Source organism: Thermus sp. 2.9, assembly GCF_000794385.1.
Lineage (GTDB): Bacteria > Deinococcota > Deinococci > Deinococcales > Thermaceae > Thermus > Thermus thalpophilus.
The window spans coordinates 37,601-57,254 of record NZ_JTJB01000039.1 but is presented as its reverse complement, the minus strand read 5'-3'; the positions used below and the strand labels follow the sequence as shown (position 1 = coordinate 57,254).

At 67.0% G+C, this 19,654-nt stretch carries 19 protein-coding genes, 1 pseudogene and 1 riboswitch; of the genes and pseudogenes, 8 read left to right on the top strand and 12 right to left on the bottom strand.

Features of this window, described 5'->3' with window-relative positions; all coding sequences use genetic code 11:
- Positions 1-238: 238 nt before the first annotated feature.
- From QT17_RS10635 to QT17_RS10620, 4 genes are all read left to right on the top strand, one after another.
- The gene (locus QT17_RS10635; protein ID WP_052155207.1) at positions 239-727 is read left to right on the top strand and encodes a helix-turn-helix transcriptional regulator; all 489 of its coding nucleotides are present in this window, start codon (positions 239-241) and stop codon (positions 725-727) included.
- 25 nt (positions 728-752) lie between these two features.
- Positions 753-1,139, top strand: coding sequence for a GatB/YqeY domain-containing protein (locus QT17_RS10630; protein ID WP_039459863.1), 387 nt, complete (start codon positions 753-755; stop codon positions 1,137-1,139).
- A complete protein-coding gene (locus QT17_RS10625; protein WP_039459862.1) occupies positions 1,136-1,690 on the top strand; it encodes an NUDIX hydrolase in 555 nt (184 codons plus the stop codon). Before QT17_RS10630 ends, QT17_RS10625 begins: the two co-directional genes overlap by 4 nt.
- Positions 1,691-1,755: 65 nt before the next feature.
- A complete protein-coding gene (locus QT17_RS10620; RefSeq protein ID WP_039459861.1) occupies positions 1,756-3,054 on the top strand; it encodes an acetyl ornithine aminotransferase family protein in 1,299 nt (432 codons plus the stop codon).
- A 42-nt stretch (positions 3,055-3,096) separates the two neighbouring features.
- Here the strand turns inward: QT17_RS10620 and QT17_RS10615 are convergent, their stop codons facing one another.
- The 6 genes from QT17_RS10615 to QT17_RS10590 are packed head-to-tail and all read right to left on the bottom strand — an operon-like array spanning position 3,097 to position 10,001.
- On the bottom strand, positions 3,097-4,236 hold the full coding sequence (locus QT17_RS10615) for a BMP family ABC transporter substrate-binding protein (RefSeq protein WP_039459859.1): 1,140 nt from the start codon (positions 4,234-4,236) through the stop codon (positions 3,097-3,099).
- Between the two features lie 3 nt (positions 4,237-4,239).
- On the bottom strand, positions 4,240-5,073 hold the full coding sequence (locus QT17_RS10610; protein ID WP_039459858.1) for an ABC transporter permease: 834 nt from the start codon (positions 5,071-5,073) through the stop codon (positions 4,240-4,242).
- Positions 5,073-6,122 (bottom strand): ABC transporter permease, encoded by a 1,050-nt coding sequence (locus QT17_RS10605; protein WP_039459857.1) that lies wholly within the window; start codon positions 6,120-6,122, stop codon positions 5,073-5,075. Before QT17_RS10605 ends, QT17_RS10610 begins: the two co-directional genes overlap by 1 nt.
- Complete coding sequence (locus QT17_RS10600; RefSeq protein WP_039459856.1) at positions 6,119-7,588, bottom strand: ABC transporter ATP-binding protein; 1,470 nt, start codon at positions 7,586-7,588, stop codon at positions 6,119-6,121. The genes QT17_RS10605 and QT17_RS10600 overlap by 4 nt, the downstream gene beginning before the upstream one ends.
- Positions 7,589-7,623: 35 nt before the next feature.
- Positions 7,624-9,210 (bottom strand): gamma-glutamyltransferase family protein, encoded by a 1,587-nt coding sequence (locus QT17_RS10595; RefSeq protein ID WP_039459854.1) that lies wholly within the window; start codon positions 9,208-9,210, stop codon positions 7,624-7,626.
- 14 nt (positions 9,211-9,224) lie between these two features.
- Positions 9,225-10,001: a GGDEF domain-containing protein gene (locus tag QT17_RS10590; RefSeq protein WP_235283916.1), complete on the bottom strand. Its 777-nt coding sequence runs from the start codon at positions 9,999-10,001 to the stop codon at positions 9,225-9,227.
- A gap of 277 nt (positions 10,002-10,278) precedes the next feature.
- On the opposite strand from QT17_RS10590, the pseudogene QT17_RS10585 reads away from it, so the two are divergent.
- Together QT17_RS10585 and mntR are read left to right on the top strand one after the other, a co-directional pair.
- Positions 10,279-11,125, top strand: a pseudogene (locus QT17_RS10585) (transposase).
- 108 nt (positions 11,126-11,233) lie between these two features.
- Positions 11,234-11,890, top strand: a complete 657-nt coding sequence (mntR, locus tag QT17_RS10580; protein ID WP_039459852.1) for a manganese-dependent transcriptional regulator MntR — start codon at positions 11,234-11,236, stop codon at positions 11,888-11,890.
- Here mntR and QT17_RS10575 read toward each other — a convergent pair.
- Genes QT17_RS10575 through QT17_RS10550 form a run of 6 tightly spaced genes read right to left on the bottom strand, consistent with a single transcriptional unit; the run spans position 11,887 to position 16,813 of the window.
- Positions 11,887-13,056: a serine hydrolase gene (locus tag QT17_RS10575; RefSeq protein WP_039459851.1), complete on the bottom strand. Its 1,170-nt coding sequence runs from the start codon at positions 13,054-13,056 to the stop codon at positions 11,887-11,889. The two genes, mntR and QT17_RS10575, sit on opposite strands and share 4 nt — an antisense overlap.
- Positions 13,057-13,097: 41 nt before the next feature.
- Entirely contained in the window at positions 13,098-13,835 is a 738-nt protein-coding gene (locus tag QT17_RS10570) for an SDR family oxidoreductase (protein WP_039459850.1), read from the bottom strand.
- Positions 13,836-13,874: 39 nt separating this feature from the next.
- Entirely contained in the window at positions 13,875-14,207 is a 333-nt protein-coding gene (locus tag QT17_RS10565) for a hypothetical protein (protein ID WP_039459849.1), read from the bottom strand.
- Positions 14,188-14,940, bottom strand: coding sequence for an ABC transporter ATP-binding protein (locus QT17_RS10560; protein WP_039459847.1), 753 nt, complete (start codon positions 14,938-14,940; stop codon positions 14,188-14,190). Before QT17_RS10560 ends, QT17_RS10565 begins: the two co-directional genes overlap by 20 nt.
- Positions 14,927-15,955: an iron ABC transporter permease gene (locus tag QT17_RS10555; RefSeq protein ID WP_039459845.1), complete on the bottom strand. Its 1,029-nt coding sequence runs from the start codon at positions 15,953-15,955 to the stop codon at positions 14,927-14,929. Before QT17_RS10555 ends, QT17_RS10560 begins: the two co-directional genes overlap by 14 nt.
- Positions 15,956-15,958: 3 nt before the next feature.
- Positions 15,959-16,813: an ABC transporter substrate-binding protein gene (locus QT17_RS10550; RefSeq protein WP_039459844.1), complete on the bottom strand. Its 855-nt coding sequence runs from the start codon at positions 16,811-16,813 to the stop codon at positions 15,959-15,961.
- Between the two features lie 141 nt (positions 16,814-16,954).
- Positions 16,955-17,114, bottom strand: a riboswitch (cobalamin riboswitch).
- A 120-nt stretch (positions 17,115-17,234) separates the two neighbouring features.
- Between QT17_RS10550 and QT17_RS10545 the strand changes: the two genes are divergently transcribed.
- Both QT17_RS10545 and QT17_RS10540 read left to right on the top strand, forming a co-directional pair.
- A complete protein-coding gene (locus QT17_RS10545; RefSeq protein ID WP_039459842.1) occupies positions 17,235-18,428 on the top strand; it encodes an ROK family transcriptional regulator in 1,194 nt (397 codons plus the stop codon).
- Positions 18,385-19,620: an ABC transporter substrate-binding protein gene (locus QT17_RS10540; protein WP_039459840.1), complete on the top strand. Its 1,236-nt coding sequence runs from the start codon at positions 18,385-18,387 to the stop codon at positions 19,618-19,620. Before QT17_RS10545 ends, QT17_RS10540 begins: the two co-directional genes overlap by 44 nt.
- Positions 19,621-19,654: the final 34 nt, after the last annotated feature.

Sequence of the window (19,654 nt, the reverse complement as noted above, 5' to 3'; positions counted from 1 at the left end):
TGCGGGCGGAGGATACTTAGGCAAATGGGCTTTTCCCCTTAGCCTCGGCGCGGGAAGGGAGACCACGAGGTCTGGAAACACCCCGACGGCCGGATCGTGGTCCTGGACCCCGGCAACGATCCCCCGCCCGTGGGCACCTTCAACGAGGATCTTGAAGCAAGCGGGAATTCCAGAAGAGATGTTCCGTTAGGGAAAGGGAGGGGGTGGGGGATCTTTCCCCACCCCGATAGGCAAAGCCATGGGAAAAGACGTCTTGGTAAAGAAGTGGCCTTACCGCTACCCAGTAGTCCTAGAGGTGGACCCTGAAGGGAAAACCTACGCCGGCTATGCCTTGGATCTCCCGGTGTTCGCCTGGGGGAAGGCGAGCCGGGCGGGGGCCATGGATAGCCTGGCGCGGGGGCTGGCCTTGGCCCTTTTGGAGCTTGAGGAAGCGGGCAAGCCTCTCCCCGCGCCTTCCGAAAGGGCGGATCCAGAAGGCTTGGCCGAGCTGCACCAACCCGAGGTGGTCTTTCTGGAGCCCGCCCCCGTGAACCCCGTAAGCCTAGAACTCTGGCGGGCCCTAAAGGTCCGGGGTCTTTCCCAACGGGAGCTTGCCCGGCGCATGGGCACCTCCCCTTCGGCGGTCCACCGCCTCCTGGACCCCTTTTACTTCGGCCACAGCCTGGAAAGCCTGAGGCGGGCGGCCAGGGCTTTGGGGGTGGGCCTCGAGGTGCGGCTCGCCGTCTAGCCACCTTTCCGTTAGAGTGGTAAGGATGACGATCTACGAGGCCATCAAGGAAACCATCAAGGAGGCCATGAAGGCCCGGGACCAGAAGACCCTGGACTTCGCCCGGGTGGTGAAGGCGGAGCTGGACCGCAAGGGGGACGGCAAGCCCCTCCCCGACACCGAGGCGGTGAAGGTCCTCAAGGCCCTCAAGGAGATCGCCTTGGAGCAGGGAAACGCCTTTGAGGCGGAGTTCTTGGACCGCTTTCTGCCTAAGGAGATGAGCGAGGAGGAGATAGAGGCCTGGATCCGGGAAAACCTGGACCTTTCCCAGTTCAAGACCCCCCTGGCCGCCATCGGGGTGGTGACCAAGGCCCTGGGGCCCCGGGCCCCCGGGGAGAAGGTGCGGCGGGTGATTGAGCGCTTGACCTCATGAGCCCCTGGAAGCGGCTTTCCCTGGAAGAGATCCTCTCCGAGCCCGTGCGCCTGGTGCGGGAACGCCTCAGGACCCACACGGGCAAGGAGCTCACCTACATCTACCGCCCGGGGCCGGTGGCGGCGAGCTTCGTCCTCCCCGTCACCGCCCGGACCACCGCCCTCCTCGTCCGGCAGTACCGCCACCCCACGGGGAAGTTCCTCCTGGAGGTGCCCGCGGGCAAGGTGGACGTCGGGGAAACCCCGGAGGAGGCGGCGCGGCGGGAGCTTTTGGAGGAGGTGGGGGCGAGGGCCAAGGAGGTCATCCCCCTGCCCCCCTTCCACCCCCAACCCTCCTTCACCGCCGTGGTCTTCCACCCCTTCTTGGCCCTGGGGGCGGAGGTGGTGGCGGCCCCGAGCCTCGAGGACGGCGAGCTCCTGGAAGCCGTGGAACTCCCCTTGCCGGAACTCTACGCCCTCCTGGAGGCGGGGGAGGTGGAGGACGCCGCCACCGCCCTCACCCTCTTCTACGCCCGGCCCCACCTGGTGGCCCGGGGCCTCCTTTCGGTATAGCCTTGCGCCGGAGCGCATAAAGCGCCGGTGGGACGCTCGTCCCGCCCTTGGTAGACTGGCCACGTATGAAACCCAAGGTAAAGACACCCCTTCCCGGACCCATGGCGCAAGCGCTCACCGAGCGGGCCGAGCGGGTGCTCTCCCCTTCCTACATCCGCCCCTACCCCTTCGTCCCCGCCCGGGGGCAAGGCGTCTTCCTGGAGGACGTGGACGGGAACGTTTTTTTGGACTTCATGGCGGGCATCGCCGTGAACACCACGGGCTACGCCCACCCCAAGGTCCTCGAGGCGGTGCGGTCCCAGGCGGAGCGCTTCGCCCACGTCTGCTTCTCCGACTTCACCCACGAGCCCACCCTCTCCCTGGCGGAGCGCCTGGTAAAGCGGCTTGGAGGAAGGTACAGGGTCTTCTTCGGCAACTCCGGCACCGAGGGGATTGAGGCCGCCATCAAGCTGGTGCGCCACCACACGGGCCGCCCCTACCTCCTGGCCTTCACCGGGGCCTTCCACGGGAGGAGCCTTGGGGCCCTTTCCCTCACCGCCAGCAAAAGCGCCTACCGCAAGGGGTTTTCCCCCCTGTTGCCCGGCGTGGTGCACGTACCCTTCCCCAACCCCTTCCGCCCCCCTCTGGGCGCCCGGCCCGAGGAGGTGGGGGAGGCCGTCTTAGACCACCTGGAGCACCTTTTCCGCACCACCCTGCCCCCCGAGGAGGTGGCCGCCTTCTTCCTGGAACCCATCCAGGGGGAAGGGGGGTATGTGCTTCCCCCCAAAGGCTTCCTCCCCAAGCTTAAGGACCTCCTGGAGCGCCACGGCATCCTCCTGGTGGCGGACGAGGTGCAGTCGGGGGCGGGACGCACGGGGCTTTTCTTCGCCCTGGAGCACGAGGGGATAGAGGCGGACGTCTACGTCCTGGCCAAGGGGCTGGCCTCGGGCTACCCCTTGAGCGCCCTCCTCTTCCGGGAGGAGCTCGGAAGCTGGCGCCCCGGGGCCCACGGCACCACCTTCGGCGGGCAGGCGGTGGCGGCGGCGGCGGCCCACGCCACCCTGGACCTTTTGGAAGGGGGCCTCATGGAAAACGCCGCCCGGGTGGGGGCCTACCTCCTGGAGGAGCTAAGGAAGATGCAAAGGCGCTTCCCCTTCCTGGGGGACGTGCGGGGGAGGGGCCTCATGATCGGGGTGGACTTCGGAAGCCCCGAGGAGGAGCGGCCCGACCTCCGGGACAAGGCGGTGGAGCGGGCCTTCCAAAAGGGCCTCCTCCTCCTCCCCGCCGGCCCCTCCGCCCTCCGCATCGCCCCGCCCCTCACCCTCACGGAGAAGGAGGCGGCTTTGGGGCTGGAGATCCTGGAAGCGGTCTTCCAAAGCCTGTAGCCAAGGGGCCGGGCCCAAGGCCCGGCCCCCCAAAGGACTTCCCTACTTGGGTTCCCCGGGCCAGTCCCCCACCACCCCAGGCGCCGCCCACTCCATGGTGAGGAGTTCCTGCAAGGTGGCCTTGCGCCCGGCGGGGATGCGCACCACCCCCTTGCGGTCCCGGATGGACCCGGTGAAGGGATCAAAGGTGGGCTTGGGGCTGGACATGTCCTGAAGAAGGGCCATGATGCGCTCGTACACCGGCACCTCCTTCCCCGCCACCCGCATCCGGGCTCTCTGCAGGAGGGGGACGTGCTTGGGGTTGATGGGCACGCCGTAGTCCGCCCCCATCTCCACCGCCTTGTGCTGCAGGAGCCAGAAATAGTCCACGTTCTGCAGGTTCTTCGGGGTGTAGACGCCTTCCTTGACCTTCTTGAGGAAATCAATGTAGATCACGTCCCAGTGGACGATCTGGCCGGAAACCACGTGGTCGGGGGCGAACTTGAGCATGGGGGTGTAGTGGCCGAAGGAGTAGGCCCCCTTCTTGGCGGCGGTCTGGATCACCGTGGGGGTGTCCTCGGTGAAGGCGAAGACGTCCGCCCCTTGGGCGAGAAGGGCCTCCGTGGCCTCCCGGGCCTTGGCCGGGTCGTACCAGGCGTTGATCCAGCGCACCAGGACCTGGGCCTTGGGGTTCACCGCCCGCACCCCCAGGGCGAAGGCGTTGATGTGCCGCTTCACCTCGGGGATGGGGAAGGCGGCCACGTAGCCTACTTTGCCCGACCGGGTGAGGGCCCCGGCGGCGAGGCCGTTAAGGTAGTAAACCTGGTAGAAGTCCGCCATGTAGGTGGCCACGTTGGGGGCCCGCTTGAACCCCGTGGCGTGGGCGAAGATCACGTCCGGGTACTTCTTGGCCGCCTCGAGGACCGCCTCCATGTAGCCAAAGCTGGTGGCGAAGATGACCTTGCACCCCTCCTTCACGAAGCGGTCTATCACCGGCAAGGCCTGGGCCTCGGGGACGCTTTCCACGTAGCGGGTTTCCAGCCAGGGAAGCGCCGCCTCCGCCTTCTTCCGCCCCACGTCGTGGGCGTAGGTCCAGCCAGCGTCCCCCACTGGACCCACGTAGATGAAACAAGCCTTTAGCTTCTCCCCTTGCGCCAGGCCCGTCCCGAGAAGCAGGGCCAAGAGCCAAACCAGTTTTCGCATCCTTCACCTCCCCCGCTCGAAGGGCTGGCCCAGGGCCTTGGGGGCCCGGGACCGGCCCGAGAGGGCCAGGACCAGGATAACCAGAAGGTAGGGCATGGCGGCAAAGGCCTCGGACGGTATAGGTACACTGCCCTGAAGCCGAAACTGCAGGAAGAAGAGGAGGCCAAAAAGGTAGGCGCCACAAACCGCCCGCAAGGGCTCCCAGGCGGCCAGGATCACCAGGGCGATGGCCACCCAGCCGAGCCCCGCGGTCATCCCATCCGTCCAGGAGGGACGGTAGGCCAAGGAGAGGTAAGCCCCGCCCAAACCGATGAGCCCGCCCCCAAGCCCCAGGGCCAGGTAGCGCACCCCCTCCACGTTCACCCCAAAAAGGTCCGCCGCCTTGGGGTTCTCTCCCACGCTCCTCAGGTAAAGGCCAAACCGGCTCCGGTAGAGGAGGAGGTGAAGCACGAGGGCCAAAAGAAGGGCCAAAAGGGCCAAGGGCGCCTCGGGAAGAACCTTCTGCAAGGGCACCCCTTCGTAGCGCTTCCCCAGCATTCCCGAGGCCCCAAGCCCCAAGGCGGCCACCGCCAGCCCCGCCACGAAGGGATTGGCCCTCAAGGTAATGGCAAAGAGCCCCAAGAAGAGGGCCAAAGCCACGCCCGCCCCCACCCCGGCCACCACCCCCAAGAAGGGCCCCACATCCAAGGCCACGGCGAAGGCGGCCAGGGCCGAAAGGGCCATGATCCCCTCCACCCCCAGGTTCACCACCCCGCTCCGCTCAGCGAGGAGCGCCCCCAAAGCGGCGAGGAGGATGGGGGTACCGAAAAGCACCGCGCGCACCAAGGCCTCTTCCATCACCGCCTCCAAATGAGGCGGTGGCGGCTCGCCGCCTCCGCCCCGATCAAGGCCAAAAGCAAAAGCCCCGCCACCACGTCCACCACTCTAAAGGGCATGGAGAAGGCGAGCTTCAAGGCATCCCCCCCCGCCAGGATGAGCCCGAGGAGGGGGGCCGTGAGGAGGGTAAGCCCAGGCCTTCCCCGGGCAAGCCAGGCCACCAAAATGGCGGTGAAGCCGTAGCCCAAGGAGATCTGGGCGGGCTCCAGAAGCCTCCCGTGGATCCCCGCCACCTCCCCCACCCCGGCAAACCCGGCCAGGAACCCCGAGGCCAAGGCCACGAGGAGGGTAAGCCTCCCCTCCTTGAGCCCCAGGTAGCGGGCCGCCTGGGGATTTTCCCCAAGCACCCTCAGCGAGAAGCCCCAAGGTGTGCGGAAGAGGAGGAGGTGGAGAAGCAGGGCCGCCCCCACCCCCAAAAGCAGGGTGGGCCAGTGAACCAAGGTGTCCCCCAGCCGGGGAAGCCGGGCCACCTCGGGGAAGCGGTCGGTGTAAAGGAAGCCGAAGACGAACTGCCCCTTCCACGGCCCCGCCACCAAATAGACCACCAGGTAGTAGGCCAGGTAGTTCTGCATGAGGGTGGTGAGGATCTCGCTCGCCCCAAAGCGCACCCTAAGCCAGGCGGCAAACCCCGCCCACAAGGCCCCCAAAGCCCCCCCGAGGAGGAACATGAGGAGAAGGGTGTAAGGCCCAGGGGGGAGGAAGAGCGCCACGTAAGCCGCCCCCACCGCCCCCATGAGGAGCTGCCCCTCGGCCCCAATGTTGAAAAACCCCACGCGGAAGGCCAAGCTCAAGCCCGCCCCGATGAGGAGGAGGGGAATGGCCCGCCGGGCCACCTCGGCCAGGCCCAAGGGGTCCAAGAGGGGGGAGAGAAGGAGGCCGTAGGCCCTAAGGGGGGAGACTCCATAGGCCAGGAAAAGAAAACCCAAGAGGAAGAGGGCCAGGAGCAAAAAGGCCCCATAGCTCAAGGCCACCTTGGTGGGGCTGGGGGCGGGGTCCAACTCCAGCCTCATGCCCGCCCCTCCGCCATCATCCGCCCCAGCCGCTCCCGGTCCGCCACCTCCCGGGGGATGGGCCCCACGAGCCTGCCGTGGTACAAGGCCGCCACCTGGTGGGAAAGGGCCAGGATCTCGTCCAGGTCCTCGCTCACCAGGAGGATGGCGGCCCCTTGCCGGGCCAGGTCCAAAAGCCGCCCGTGCACCTCCTCCGCCGCCCCCACGTCCACCCCGTAGGTGGGGTGCATGGCGAGGATCAGCCGGGGCCCGCCCTTTAGCTCCCGGGCCAGGATCACCTTCTGCACGTTGCCCCCAGAGAGGAACCGCACGGGGGTCCTGGGGGAAGGGGCTTTGACGGCATAGGCGGCCATGAGGGCTTCCGCCTCCTTTTCCATGGCGCGGTAATCCAAAAGGCCAAGGCGGGCGTAGGCGGGGTAGGTGCGCAGGGCCAGGTTCTCCGCCACGCTCATCCCCCCCACCACCCCCATGGACCGCTCCTCGGGAATGTGGGCCACCCCCAAGGAGAAGACCCGGGCCGGTTCCTTGGGCAAGGTCTGGCCCAGGAAGCGCACCTTCCCCCGGTAGGGCCTAAGCCCCGCCAGGGCTTCCAGTAGCTCCTTCTGCCCACTTCCTGCCACCCCGGCAACACCCAACACCTCCCCCGCCCGCAGGCAAAAGGACACGCCCTGGACGGGGAAGCCATGCCGGGGCACCAGGAGGTTTTCCACCTCCAAGACCACCTCCTCCCGGGGCGGCGGGGCCTTGGGCGGGGGGCTTGGGCTCCGGCCCACCATGAGGCGCACCAGGCGTTCCTTGTCCGCCTCCGCCCGCGAAAGCTCCCCCACCTTCTCCCCCGCCCGGAGCACGGCGATGCGGTCGGCGAGGGCCAGCACCTCCTCCAGCTTGTGGCTGATGAAGATCACCGCCAGGCCCTCCCGCTTAAGCCGGGCGATCTCCTGGAAAAGCCCCTCCGCCTCCTTGGGGGTGAGGACGCTGGTGGGCTCGTCCAGGATCAGGACCCGGGGGCGGTTTAGGAGGGCCCTGAGGAGCTCCACCCGCTGCTTCTCCCCGGCGGAAAGCCGCTCCACCTTGGCCTCGAGGTCCACCCCCAAGGGATGGTCCTGAAGGAGGGCCCCAAGCCGCGCCAAAAGGGCGCGCCGGGCGAAGACGGGGGGGAGGTCCAACCCCAAGGCCAGGTTTTCCGCCACGGTGTGGGCGTCAATGAGCTCGGGGTGCTGGGGCACCAGGGCGATGCCGAGCCGCTGGGCCGCCTTGGGGGAAGGGATGCGCACCTCCTTCCCCTCCAAGAGGATCCGCCCCTCGTCGGGGGCGTAGAGGCCGTAGAGGATGCTCACCAAGGTGGTTTTCCCCGCCCCGTTTTCCCCCAGGAGGGCGAGGACCTCCCCCCGGCCCACCTCGAGGGTGATGCCCCGGTTGGCCACCACCGGTCCAAAGCGCTTGGTGATGTTTTCTAGCCGCAACATGGAAGGGGCCAAGGCCCCGGGGCAAGAATACCACGCTAAAGGGCCAGGGCAAGTCCCTCGGCCCGAGGGTCGCTGGCGGCCACCAGGGCTTCCCCCTCCCTCAGGACCACCTGGCCCCGGCCAAACAGCCCGTACTCCGCCTCGTAGCGCACCCGGTGCCCCAGGTCCTTGAGGAAGAGGGCCGTGGCCTGGGGTATGCCCGGCTCCAAGAGCACCTCGTCCCCCCCGTCCCCCGGCACCACCTGCCAACGGGGCCGGTCCAAGGCCGCCTGGGGGTTCAGGCCGAAGTCCGCCAAGGCCACCACCACCTGCACGTGCCCCTGTGGTTGCATGAACCCCCCCATCACCCCAAAGGGCCCAAGGGGCCTGCCCTCCCGGGTGAGGAAGCCTGGGATGATGGTGTGGTAGGGCCTTTTCCCCGGCCCCACCCGGTTGGGGTGTCCCTCCTCCAGGGAAAAGCCTAAGCCCCGGTTCTGCAGGGCGATCCCCGTCCCCGGCACCAGGACCCCGGAGCCGAAGCCCTGGTAGTTGGACTGGATGAGGGAGACCATCACTTCCCCATCCGCCGCCGCCAGGTACACCGTCCCCGCGGGCCTGAACCCGGGAAGCACCCTGGGCAAAGCCCTTTCTCCAATAAGCCGACGCCTTTCCGCGGCGTAGGCCGGGGACAAGAGGGCCTTAGGGTCTAGCTCCAGATACCGGGGGTCGGCCACGAAGCGGAAGGCGTCCGCCAGGGCGAGGCGCATGGCCTCCACCTGCAGGTGGTAGCTAAAGGGGTCCTCCGGCCTCAGCTCAAACCCCTCCAGGATGGCCAGGGCCAGAAGCGCCGCCACCCCTTGGCCGTTGGGGGGAAGCTCGTGCACCGTGAGGCCCCTGTAGTCCAGGGAAAGGGGCACCACCCATTCCGGGGTATGGGTCCTCAGGTCCTCCAGGGTGAGGAGGCCCCCCGTGTCGGCGCTGAAGCGGGCCAGCGCCTCCGCCAAGGCCCCCCGGTAGAGGCTTTCCCCGTAGGAATCGGCGATCTCCCTCAGGGTCTTGGCGTGGAGGGGGCTCCGCCACACCTCCCCCGCCCGCGGCGCCCGGCCCCCGGGAAAGAAGACCTCCTTGAAGGCGGCGAACTCCGGGCCCGTAAGGGGCAGGTAGATCCCTTCCGCCCGCTTCCAGGCCCTCCCCGTCTCCGGCCCCACGGGGAAGCCCTCCTCCGCGTAGCGGATGGCGGGAGCTAAAACCTCGGGGAAGGGGAGCCTACCCCACCGCTCGTGCAGGGCCCGCCAGCCCGAAACCGCCCCGGGCACCGTCACCGGAAGCCAGCCCCTTTCGGGCATCCTTCCCTCGGGCAGGCGCTCGGGGGTGAGGGCTAAGGGGCTTTTGCCCGAGGCGTTTAGGCCGTGGAGCTTCCCGTCCCAGACCTGGGCGAAGAGGTCCCCCCCAAGGCCGTTGGAGGTGGGCTCCACCACCGTGAGGCAGGCGGCCATGGCGATGGCGGCGTCCACGGCGCTTCCCCCCTTGAGGAGCATCTCCATCCCCGCCAGGGCCGCCAAAGGTTGGCTCGTGGCCACCGCCCCGCGGCGGCCCAGGACCACGTGCCGCCGGGAAGGGTAAGGGTAATAGGCGAGATCCATCCCAAACCCCTCCCTTACTCGGCCACCTCCACCCGGTTTCTTCCCAGGTTCTTAGCCCGGTAAAGAGCCTGGTCCGCCCTACGAAAAAGGCTTTCCTCCTCTTCCCCAAACATGTATTCAGCCACGCCAAAACTTGCGGTCACACCTAGGCTTTGGGCCTCTATCGCTTGCCGAAGCCGCTCCGCCAAACGCTGCGCGTCCTCCGCCCGTGTGGAAGGCAACAAGAGGGCGAATTCCTCCCCACCCCACCGGGCCACCATATCCTCCCGACGCACCTGATCCACAAGCAACCGGGCCACCCGACGCAGAAGCTCATCCCCATAATCGTGGCCTAAAGTATCGTTAATTTTCTTGAAGTGGTCCAAGTCTACAAGAACCAGGCTAAAGGGCGTTCCGTACCGCTCCGTCCTGGAAATCTCCCGGGAAAGGGCAAGCTCAAAAGCCCGCCTGTTGGGTAGACCCGTAAGCGTACATGTGAGAGCCTGTTCCCTCCAAAAGCGCGTTTGCCCATACATCTCACGAAAGCGGGCCAACAAGATGATGAGGGAAGCCACCGTAAGCTGCCCTAAAAGGGCGGTGGCCACATAGGCCAAAATAGCGCTTCCCTCGCGGCGCTCCAATCCCCAAGCCACCAGGCCATATAACAGAAGCGTCCAGATAAGGGAATAACGCCAGGCAGCCGCTACCGGATGGGCAAAGGCGGCCAACACGTAAATGGCTGGGATCCAAGAGCCAAGCAGGAGGAATTGCCAACCTTCCACATCCCGGTTTAAGGAGCGGGCGATCTCCAATAGAAAATAAAGCCCCGCCCCATGAACTAAATACCGGGGAGCCCGCCTAGGCCCCTGAGCGTATGCGTAAGCAAACACAGCCCCCACCGCTACATAGCCAGCCAGCTCTCACCCCCTCGGGGGGAGGGTGATGAACCGAACCATCAAGCCACCAATAAGGCCTATCCAACTTAAAGCGTAAAGAAAGCGAAAAGTAGAGTCCATAGACTTGGCTTTCAATATACCTTCGTGTGCTACTTGATCTGGACCCTCGGGATGTGAAAAAAGAGGGGGTGCTATGCAGCAAGATCGTGAGCACCCCCTTTACTATCTTGACGCGGAAACCCTTCTGGGTGGCTACCTACATTTGGGTGGATGACGAACTCAAGGCCTTGCAAGCTCAGGACTTCAAGCTCCCCCCAAAGCAAAAGCACCAGAAGGCTACCCTGGCCGAGCTCCTAACCCTCGCCATCTTTCTCCTTTTGCAAGGCCAAGACCTCGCCAAAGGCTACTTGGCCGCCAAGACCACCCTCAAGGCCTACTTCCCCTCCCTCCCCCACCTCTCCCGCTTCTACCGGGTCCTTCAGAAGGCCCAGGGGTTGTTGGCTCACCTGGCCATGAGGCTCTCTGGGGGACAAGGCCTCCTGCAGGTGGTGGACCTCAAGCCTATCCCCCTGGCCCACGGCCACCGCATCCACGGCCTCTCTCTTCCCGAGGCCGCGATGGGGGTAGGACCTCTGGGGGCTTTCGCGGGCTACGTCCTCATGCCAGTGATGAACGAGCGGGGTCTCTTCTTTCGTTGGGCCATTCTCCCCGGTAATGCCCGGGAGACCTGGGGGAGGGACCTGCTGGACGGTCTGCCCGCGGTCCTCGGGGACCGGGGCTTTCGTTGGGTCCAGGGAGTCAAGACACCACCCTATCGGGTCAGGGGAGGAAGGGTGGTGGAGACGGGGTGGAGAGGGTGGATGGGAAGGGTACGGAACTGGATAGAGACCCGCTTCAGCGTGATGGTGCGGTCTTTGGGGCTTCATCGGATAGAGGCCCGGTCCTACTGGGGGCTGGTGGCCCGGGTGAACCTCATCCTGCTTGTTCACAACCTCATACGTAGCCGGGTGCTTCTCAGGATGGCCGGGGTGGAGCTATGAGGTAGCACACGAAGGTATACCAAAAAGCGAAGGCTTGGTAACGAAAGCGGTCGCACCTTTCCATGCTCCCTTGAGCTATACTGAGCCTGGCTGAGCAGCCTGGACCCTATGCCACGACCTCCCCTTTCCGAAGCCCAGGAGGATTACCTGAAGAACCTCCTGCTCTTAGAGCTTGAGGGCCAAGGACCCGTTTCTACTCAAGTCCTCGCAAACCGCATGGGCGTTCGCCCCCCCTCGGCAACCGAAATGCTAAAGAAGCTGGCGCTCCTTGGTCTTGTGGATCACCGGCCTTACCAGGGCGCTAGCCTGACCCTTGCGGGACGGAAGATAGCCCTCGAGGTCCTGCGCCACCACCGGCTCCTCGAGGCCTACCTGCACCAGGCCCTGGGCTTTGGCTGGGAGGAAGTCCACGAAGAGGCGGAGCGGCTGGAACACGTGATCAGCGAGACCCTGGAGGAAAAGATCGCCGAGCTCCTTGGCCATCCCCCCTTTGACCCCCATGGGGACCCCATCCCCACCAAGGAACTGGCTTTGCCCGAGGTTCCCGCCCTACCCTTGTCCGAGGCACCTTTGGGCGAAGCAAAGGTGGTGCGGGCCCTGGCCCAGGACCCGGGTACCCTAAACCTGCTTGGCCGTCTAGGGCTTACCCCGGGAGCCCACCTCCGGGTACTAGAGCGGGCGGGAAACGTGCGGATAGAAGTGGGAGGCCAGGTCTTCCTGCTCCCTCCGGAACTGGCCAGGGCGGTGGGAGTAGCAGTTCCTTAGGCCGTGAAAGCCCGGTAAACCTGTGTGCGGAAGGCGTGCTGGAGCCTAGCGCCAAGCCGGGAGTGGAGGGCCCTTGCAGGCTCCAGGACGGAAAGCAGATTGGGGGCCTGGCTCAGGTAAAGGGCGCTTAAGCCCAAGGCGGGGTCCACGAAGAAGTAGGTGCCGCCAAACCCTGCCCAGTTAAACTCCCCCGGGCTCCCCGGGGAAAACCCCGCCCCGCTCAAACGCACCGCCACCCCCAGGCCAAACCCGTACCCGGGGCCCGGGAGGTACTCGGGGCCCCGCTTCAAGCCCTCGGCGTAGAGGGGGCCCAGGTGGTCCTCGGTCATGAGCCGAGCTAGGCGCGGGTGGAGGAGGCCCTTCCCGGTGCGCAGGGCCTCGAGGAACCGCAGGTAATCGGAAGCGGTGCTCACCCCGCCCATCCCCCCGGCGTAGCGGGGCGGCGGGGCCTCCACGGGGATGAGGGCGATGCGCCGACCCGTCTCTGGGTCCTGGGGAAAGGGCTGGGCCAGGCGGGCGGGGTCTTGGGCCTGAAAGCCCGAGTCCCGCATGCCCAAAGGGGCAAAGACCCGCGCTTTCAGGAGGTCCTTTAGGCTCTTCCCCGTAGCCGCTTCCAAAAGGTGCCCCAGCACGTCCGTGGAAAGCCCGTACTCAAAAGCCTCCCCCGGTTGGAAGCGGAGGGGCAAGGCAGCAAGCCGCTTCAAAAACGCCTCCCGGCTTAGGTCAAAGCGGTCCACGCCGGCCTCGAGGTAAAGCCGCTTTACCGCAGAGGCGAAGAAGACCCCGTAGGTGAAGCCAGCGGTGTGGCGCAAAAGCTCATAAACGGTGAGGGGAGCCCTAAGGGGCTCTTCCCGCACCTCTGCCCCCACCTCCCTCCCCACCCACAAGGCCCCCAGCTCGGGCAGGTACTTCTCCACCGGGTCCATAAGGCTCAAGACCCCTTCCTCCACCAGGCTTAGGGCCAGGGCGGAAACCCAGGGCTTGGTCATGGAGTAGACCCGGAAAAGGGCGTCCTCCCTCATGGGGAGGCGCTTTTCCGGGTCCAGATAGCCATAGACCCCCTGGAAGATTACCTCCCCCTCCCGGGCCACCAAGACCACCGCCCCCGGCAGGAAGCCCTCCTCCGCCAGTTGGCGGAAAAGCCGGTCCAGTCCACTAAAGTCCATGCCTCACCACCCCCTCGGGCATGCCCCAAGCCTACCCCGGGCTAGGCGGGCGCGGCCCCGATGGTCCGCCCCCCGTCCACGAAAAGCACCTGACCGGTGATGAAGCTGGACTCGTCAGAAACCAGGAAAAGCGCGGCATAGGCCACCTCCATGGGGCTTCCCGCCCGGCCCAAGGGCGTGGCCGCAATGGCCTTCTCCCGCACCTTCTCCGGCACCTTGGCCGTCATCCGCGTCTCAATAAACCCCGGCGCCAGGGCGTTCACCCGGATCCCGTACCGCCCAAGCTCCAAGGCCAAGGTCCGGGTGAGCCCCACCACCCCGGCCTTGGACGCCGCATAGTTCGCCTGCCCCAGGTTCCCCAGGTACACCCGGCTCGCCGTGAGCACAATGCTCCCCGGGTTCCGCTCCCGCATGGCCTCGCTGGCCGCCTTGGCCACCAGGAAGCTCCCCGTGAGGTTGACCCTAAGAACCAGCTCCCAGTCCTCCAGGGGCATCTTCCAGTGGAAGTTGTCCCGGGTGATGCCGGCGTAGTGCACCACCCCGTCCAGCCGGCCAAACCGGGCCTGGGCCTCCTGGAAGCCCCGCGCCACGGAGGCGGGGTCCGCCACGTCCATGACGAGGGGCATGGCCCCCGTGGCCGAGGCGGCCTCCGCCAAGGGGCCTTCCTCTATGTCGCAGGCCACGAGCCGCGCCCCCTCCCGGGCGAAGAGCTCCAGGGTGGCCCGGCCGATCCCGTGGGCCGCCCCGGTAATCAGGACCACCTTATCCTTGAGCCGCACGGCGCACCTCCCCACGACCGAACGGTCGGTAAGGCCACCCTACCCCTTTGCCCCCTCCTCCGTCAAGCGCCAGGCGAAAAAGGGCGTTTCCACGAAGGGCGGCGGCCCGCCCAAGTACACCCGTAGCCCCGGCAGAAGGAGGGTTTCCCCCTCCCACTCAAAGGTGAAGGGGTCCACGGGAAGGGGGTAGTGGAGCACCCCCTCGCGGGGAAGGCCAAGGCGAAGCCACTCCGGGGGGGAAAGCCGGCCCACCAGGAGGTAGCGGGCCCGCCTGGGGCCGCTTTCCGTGTAAAAAGGGGTTTCCTTGCCCAGGTCTAGAAGGAGCGCCCGGCCCCGCACGTAGAGCCGGGCCCTATCCGTCCAGGTAGACATGGGGCCTCCCCTCCAGGAGGGCCACCCGCACCCGGCGCCCGTAGAGCCCCCGGAGGAGGGGCTCTGTCAGCACCGCCCAGGGCGCCCCCTCCGCCACAAGCCGCCCCTCCCGCAACACCGCCACCCGGTGAGCCAGGGCCGCCTGGTTGGGATCGTGGAGGACCGAAAGCACCCCCACACCCCGCGCCACCAGGGCCCTAAGGAGGGCCACCACCTCCCCTTGGTGCTCCAGGTCCAAATAGGTGGTGGGCTCGTCCAGGAGGAGGTAGCGAGGCCTCGCCGCCAGGGCGCGGGCCAGGAGGACCCTTTGCCGCTCCCCCCCGGAGAGGGTGCCGAGGAGCCGCCCCTTTAGGTGGGCCGCCCCCGCCGCCTCCAGGGCCCAGGCCACCGCCTCGAGGTCCGCCTCCCCTTCCCTGCCCCATAACCCCAGGTAGGGAAGCCGCCCCAGGCGCACCACCTCCTCCACCAAAAGCCCCTCGGGGTAAGGCCCCCCTTGGGGCAGGTAGGCGAGGAGGCGGCCCCGGGCGTAGCTCCCATAGGCCTCAAGAGGCTTCCCCTCCAGGTACACCGCCCCCCGCTTGGGCTTAAGGAGCCCCGCCATCACCCTAAGAAGGGTGGTCTTGCCGGAGCCGTTGGGCCCGAGGAGGGCCACCCATTCCCCCGGGCGCACCCTGAGGTCCACCCCCTTTAGGGCGAAAGGCCCCGCCACTCCCCTCGCCTCAAGCCCGTCCACGCCGCCTCCAAAGGAGGTAGAGGAAGAAGGGCCCCCCGAGGAGCGTGGTCACCACCCCCACGGGTAGCTCCGCCGGCCGGGTGAGGGTGCGGGCGAGGAGGTCGGCCAGGGCCAGGAGGGCGGCCCCGCCCAGGGCGCTCGCCGGAAGGAGCAGGCGGTAGTCTTCCCCCAAAAGCCGCCTCAGGGCGTGAGGGGTGACGAGCCCCACGAAGCCGATGATCCCCGCCTGGGCCACGCTGGCGGCGGTGAGGAGGCTCGCCGCGGCCAAAAGGAGAAGCTTTAGCCCATTCAGGGGAAGCCCCAGGCTCCGCGCCACCTCCTCCCCCAGTTGCAGCGCATTGAGCACCCGGCCCAGGAGGAGAAGGGGCGGCAAGGCGAGGAGGAGGAAAACGGCCAAGGCCCTCACCCCCGGCCAGCCCAAAAAGGCCAGGTTCCCCAGGGTGTAGGCGAAGACCGCCCGGACCCGGTCGGCGTCCTGGAGCATCAGGTAGGTGGTCAGCCCCGTGAGGACGCTTCCCACCACCACCCCCGCCAGGACCAGCTCCCCGGTCCGCGCCACCCCCCCGGCCAGGACCAGGGTGAGCAAGGTGGCGAAAAGGGCCCCCAGGAAGCCAAAGAGGGTAGCGGAAAGGGGAAGGCCCTGGAAGACGGCGTGCTGGGCGAAGGCGGGGGAAAGCCCCCCCAGAAGAACCGCCAAAAGGGTCACGCCGAAGGCCGCCCCCGAGGCGGCCCCCATGAGGTAGGGATCGGCCAAGGGGTTGCGGAATAGGCCCTGGAAGGCGGCCCCCGCCACCCCCAAGGCCGCCCCCACCAGCATCCCCCCGAGGACCCTGGGCAGGCGAAGCTCGGTGATGATGGGGTTTTCCTGGAGGCCCAAAAGGGCCCGCACCACGTCCCCGGGGGGCACCGCCACCGCCCCCAGGGCGAGCCCCAGGACCAGGGCTATGGACAAAAGGGCGAGGAGCCAGGCGAAGACGAGGCTCCGCTTGAGGGCGAGGGGCAGGGACAAGGTCATGGCCTAGCGCCCGTGGAAGCAGTCCACCAGGAGCCTAAGCCCTTGGGCCACCCGGGGACCGGGGCGGGAGAGGAGGTTGTCCTCCCCCCCTGTGTACACGCAGATCCTCCCCGTCTGCACCGCCCTCACCCGGCTCCAGCCCGGCCGGCTCTGGATGGTTTCCCGGGCGTTCGGGTAGGTGGCCACGATCACCTCGGGGTTTTTCTCCACCACGAACTCGGGGGCGATCTTGGGGAAAAGCCCAAGCTCCTTGGGGACAATGTTCACCCCCCTAGCCTTCTGGATGAGGACCCCGATGAAGCTCTCCGGCCCCACGGTGTATGGGGTGGGGTCAATCTCGTAGTAGACCCGGGGCCTCCCCTTGGCCTTGGCCGCTCGGGCCTCCTCCTGGTAGACCTCCCTCTGGATCTGGGCCACAAGCCTTTCCCCTTGGGCGGAAAGCCCCAAAAGCTGCGCCACGGTGCGCACCGTTTTGAAGATATCCTCGTAGGTTTCCGTGCGCACCACGAACACGGTGAGCCCCGCCCGTTCCAGGGTTTCATATAGCTTCCCGTAGCGGGAAACCAGGACCAAGTCGGGCTTCAAAGAGACGATGAGCTCGGGGTTGGGGTTGTAAAGCCCCCCGGCCTTGGGAAGCTTCTTGACGCTTTCCGGCCAGTCGGAGTAGTCGTCCGTGGCCACCAGGCGGTCGCAGGCCCCAAGGGCGCAAACCGTTTCCGTCACCGAGGGCAACATGGAAACAATGCGCTTAGGCGGGGCTTTTAGCGTGACCTGGCGCCCCAGGTCGTCCGTGAGGGTGACGGGAAAAGCGAAGGCCAAGGCCAGGAGAACCGAGAAAAACGCCCAAAGCTTCTTCATGCCTACCTCCCTTCAGGCCGCTAGGGCCAGGTGCGCCGGGCCCGGGGGAGGTAGGGCAACGCCCCTGCCAGAAGCGGCAGGGGCGTGAAAAGCTAAAGAAGCCCCCAACGCTCCCCCATCCGCGTGAGGTGCCCGCCCTGGGGAAGGGCGGGCGGCCCTGGCAGGTATTCGGGCTTCCGGCCTGCGAAGAAAAGCTCGTAGCGTGGCCGGTTACCGTTGCGGGACAGCGCCGGACTTGCACCGGACTTCCCCACTTTAAGCCTGGACTACGCGCCCAGGCACCAGGGCAACGGACCTGGCTTTGGGGCCCTAGCGGGCCTTGCCCTTAGGCTAAGGCACTTCGCCCTTGCTGACAAGGACTTGACGGAACACGGGGAGGGTGGTTTACTTAGTCCCGAGAACGAACTAAAGGGGGACAGGGGTGCGCAAGGGGGACACGCAGGAAATCCGCAGGCTCAACCGCCGGGCCATCTTGGGCCACCTGAGGCGGGGTCCCCTCACCCGTGCTGACCTGTCCCGGCTCACGGGTCTTGCGAAAAGCGCCGTGAGCCGCCTGGTGGACGAGCTCCTGCAAGAAGGCCTCCTGGAAGAAGGGGCCTTTACCTCCCCACCCTTAGGACGACCGGGAACCCTTTTGCACCTCCGCCCTGGGGCCCGCTTCGCCCTGGGGGCGGAAATCGGCGTGGAAGGTACCGTGCTTCTGGCCCTGGACTGGCGGGGCGAGGTCCTTTGGGCCAAGGAGTGGGCCCACGCCAAGGAGGCGGGGCCGGAGGAGCGCTTCGCCCGGCTTCTGCGAGAAACCCTGCCCGAGGCCCAAGGAGCCCTGGGCCTCGGCTTCACCCTGCCCGGCGTGGTGGTGGGAAACAGGCTCCTCTACGCCCCCAACCTGGCCTGGCGGGATCTGGATCTAAGCCCTTTTCTGGCCTCCTTCCCCCTGCCCACCTTGGCGGAGAACGACGCCAAGGCCTCCGCCCTCTCCGAGGTCTTCTTCCACGGGGAGGAGAACCTGGCCTACCTGGTCCTAAGCACGGGCCTTGGGGTGGGGGTGGTGTCGGATGGGCGCCTCCTCCGGGGGGCGAGTGGGGCGGCGGGGGAAGTGGGCCACTGGCTCGGCTCCGGGGAAGCCCCCTGCGCCTGCGGGCGCAAAGGGTGCCTGGAAACCGAGCTCGGCCTTGGAGCCCTACTGCAGCACCACCGAGCCTTGGGAGGAGAGGTGGAGGACCTCGAGGCCCTCTTGGCCCAAGCCCAGGCAGGCCACCCCGTGGCCCGAGTCGCCTTGGCCCACCTAGGGAGCGCCCTGGGCCGGTTTTTGGCCAACCTGGCCGTGGCCTACGACCCCGCCCGGGTGGTGGTGGGGGGAAAAGCGGCGGAGCTCTTTTCCTTCCTGGAAGCTCCCCTGCGCCAGGCCCTGGCGGACCACGCCTTTTTGGAAACCCACCGCGCGCTTTCCGTGCAACCCTCCTCCTACGGGCACCTGGCGGCGGCGGTGGGCGGGGCGAGCCTCTTCCTGGCGCGCTTCTTTGAGCTCGGCGGCCTGTGGGCGGAAAGCCCACGTCGCAATGGAGGTAGGTATGAGGAAATGGCTTTTGGTACTCGGCGTGGCCTTGGGGCTTAGCGCCCTGGCCCAAACGGGCAAGCTGGAGATCTTCTCCTGGTGGGCGGGGGACGAGGGCCCGGCCCTCGAGGCCCTCATCCGGCTCTACAAGCAGAAGTATCCGGGGGTGGAGGTCATCAACGCCACGGTGACCGGGGGGGCCGGGGTGAACGCCAAGGCGGTGCTCAAGACCCGGATGCTGGGGGGTGACCCCCCCGACACTTTCCAGGTCCACGCCGGCATGGAGCTCATCGGCACCTGGGTGGTGGCCAACCGCATGGAAGACCTCACCCCCCTCTTCCGCCAGGAGGGGTGGCTCCAGGCCTTCCCCAAGGGGCTCATTGACCTCATTTCCCACAAGGGGGGCATCTGGAGTGTGCCGGTGAACATTCACCGCTCCAACGTCATGTGGTACATCCCGGCGAAGCTCAGGGAATGGGGGGTGAACCCGCCCAAGACCTGGGCCGAGTTCCTCGCCACCTGCGAGACCCTCAAGCGGAAGGGCCTCCAAGCCCCCTTGGCCCTGGGCGAGAACTGGACGCAGCAGCACCTTTGGGAAAGCGTGGCCCTGGCCATGCTGGGGGCGGACGGCTGGAATAACCTCTGGAACGGCAAGCTGAAGTTCACCGACCCCAAGGCGGTGGCGGTCTGGGAAACCTTTGGCAAGGTCCTGGACTGCGCCAACAAGGACGCCGCCGGGCTTTCCTGGCAGCAGGCGGTGGACCGGGTTGTCCAGGGCCAAGCCGCCTTCAACATCATGGGTGACTGGGCCGCTGGCTACATGACCACTACCCTGAAGCTTAAGCCCGGCACCGACTTCGCCTGGGCCCCCTCCCCGGGCACCCAAGGGGTGTTCATGATGCTCTCCGACTCCTTCGGCCTGCCCAAGGGGGCCAAAAACCGCCAGAACGCCCTCAACTGGCTCCGGCTGGTGGGGTCTAAGGAAGGGCAGGACACCTTCAACCCCCTCAAGGGCTCCATCGCCGCCCGCCTGGACTCCGACCCCGCCAAGTACAACGCCTACGGCCAAGCGGCCATGCGCGACTGGAAGTCCAACCGCATCGTGGGCTCCTTGGTCCACGGGGCCGTGGCGCCGGAAAGCTTCATGAGCCAGTTCGGCACGGTGATGGAGATCTTCCTCCAGACCAAGAGCCCGAAGGCGGCGGCCAACGCCGCCCAGGCCATCGCCGACCAGGTGGGTCTCGGCCGCTAAGGGTCCTACTCCCCGTGGGGGCTTCGTCCCCCAC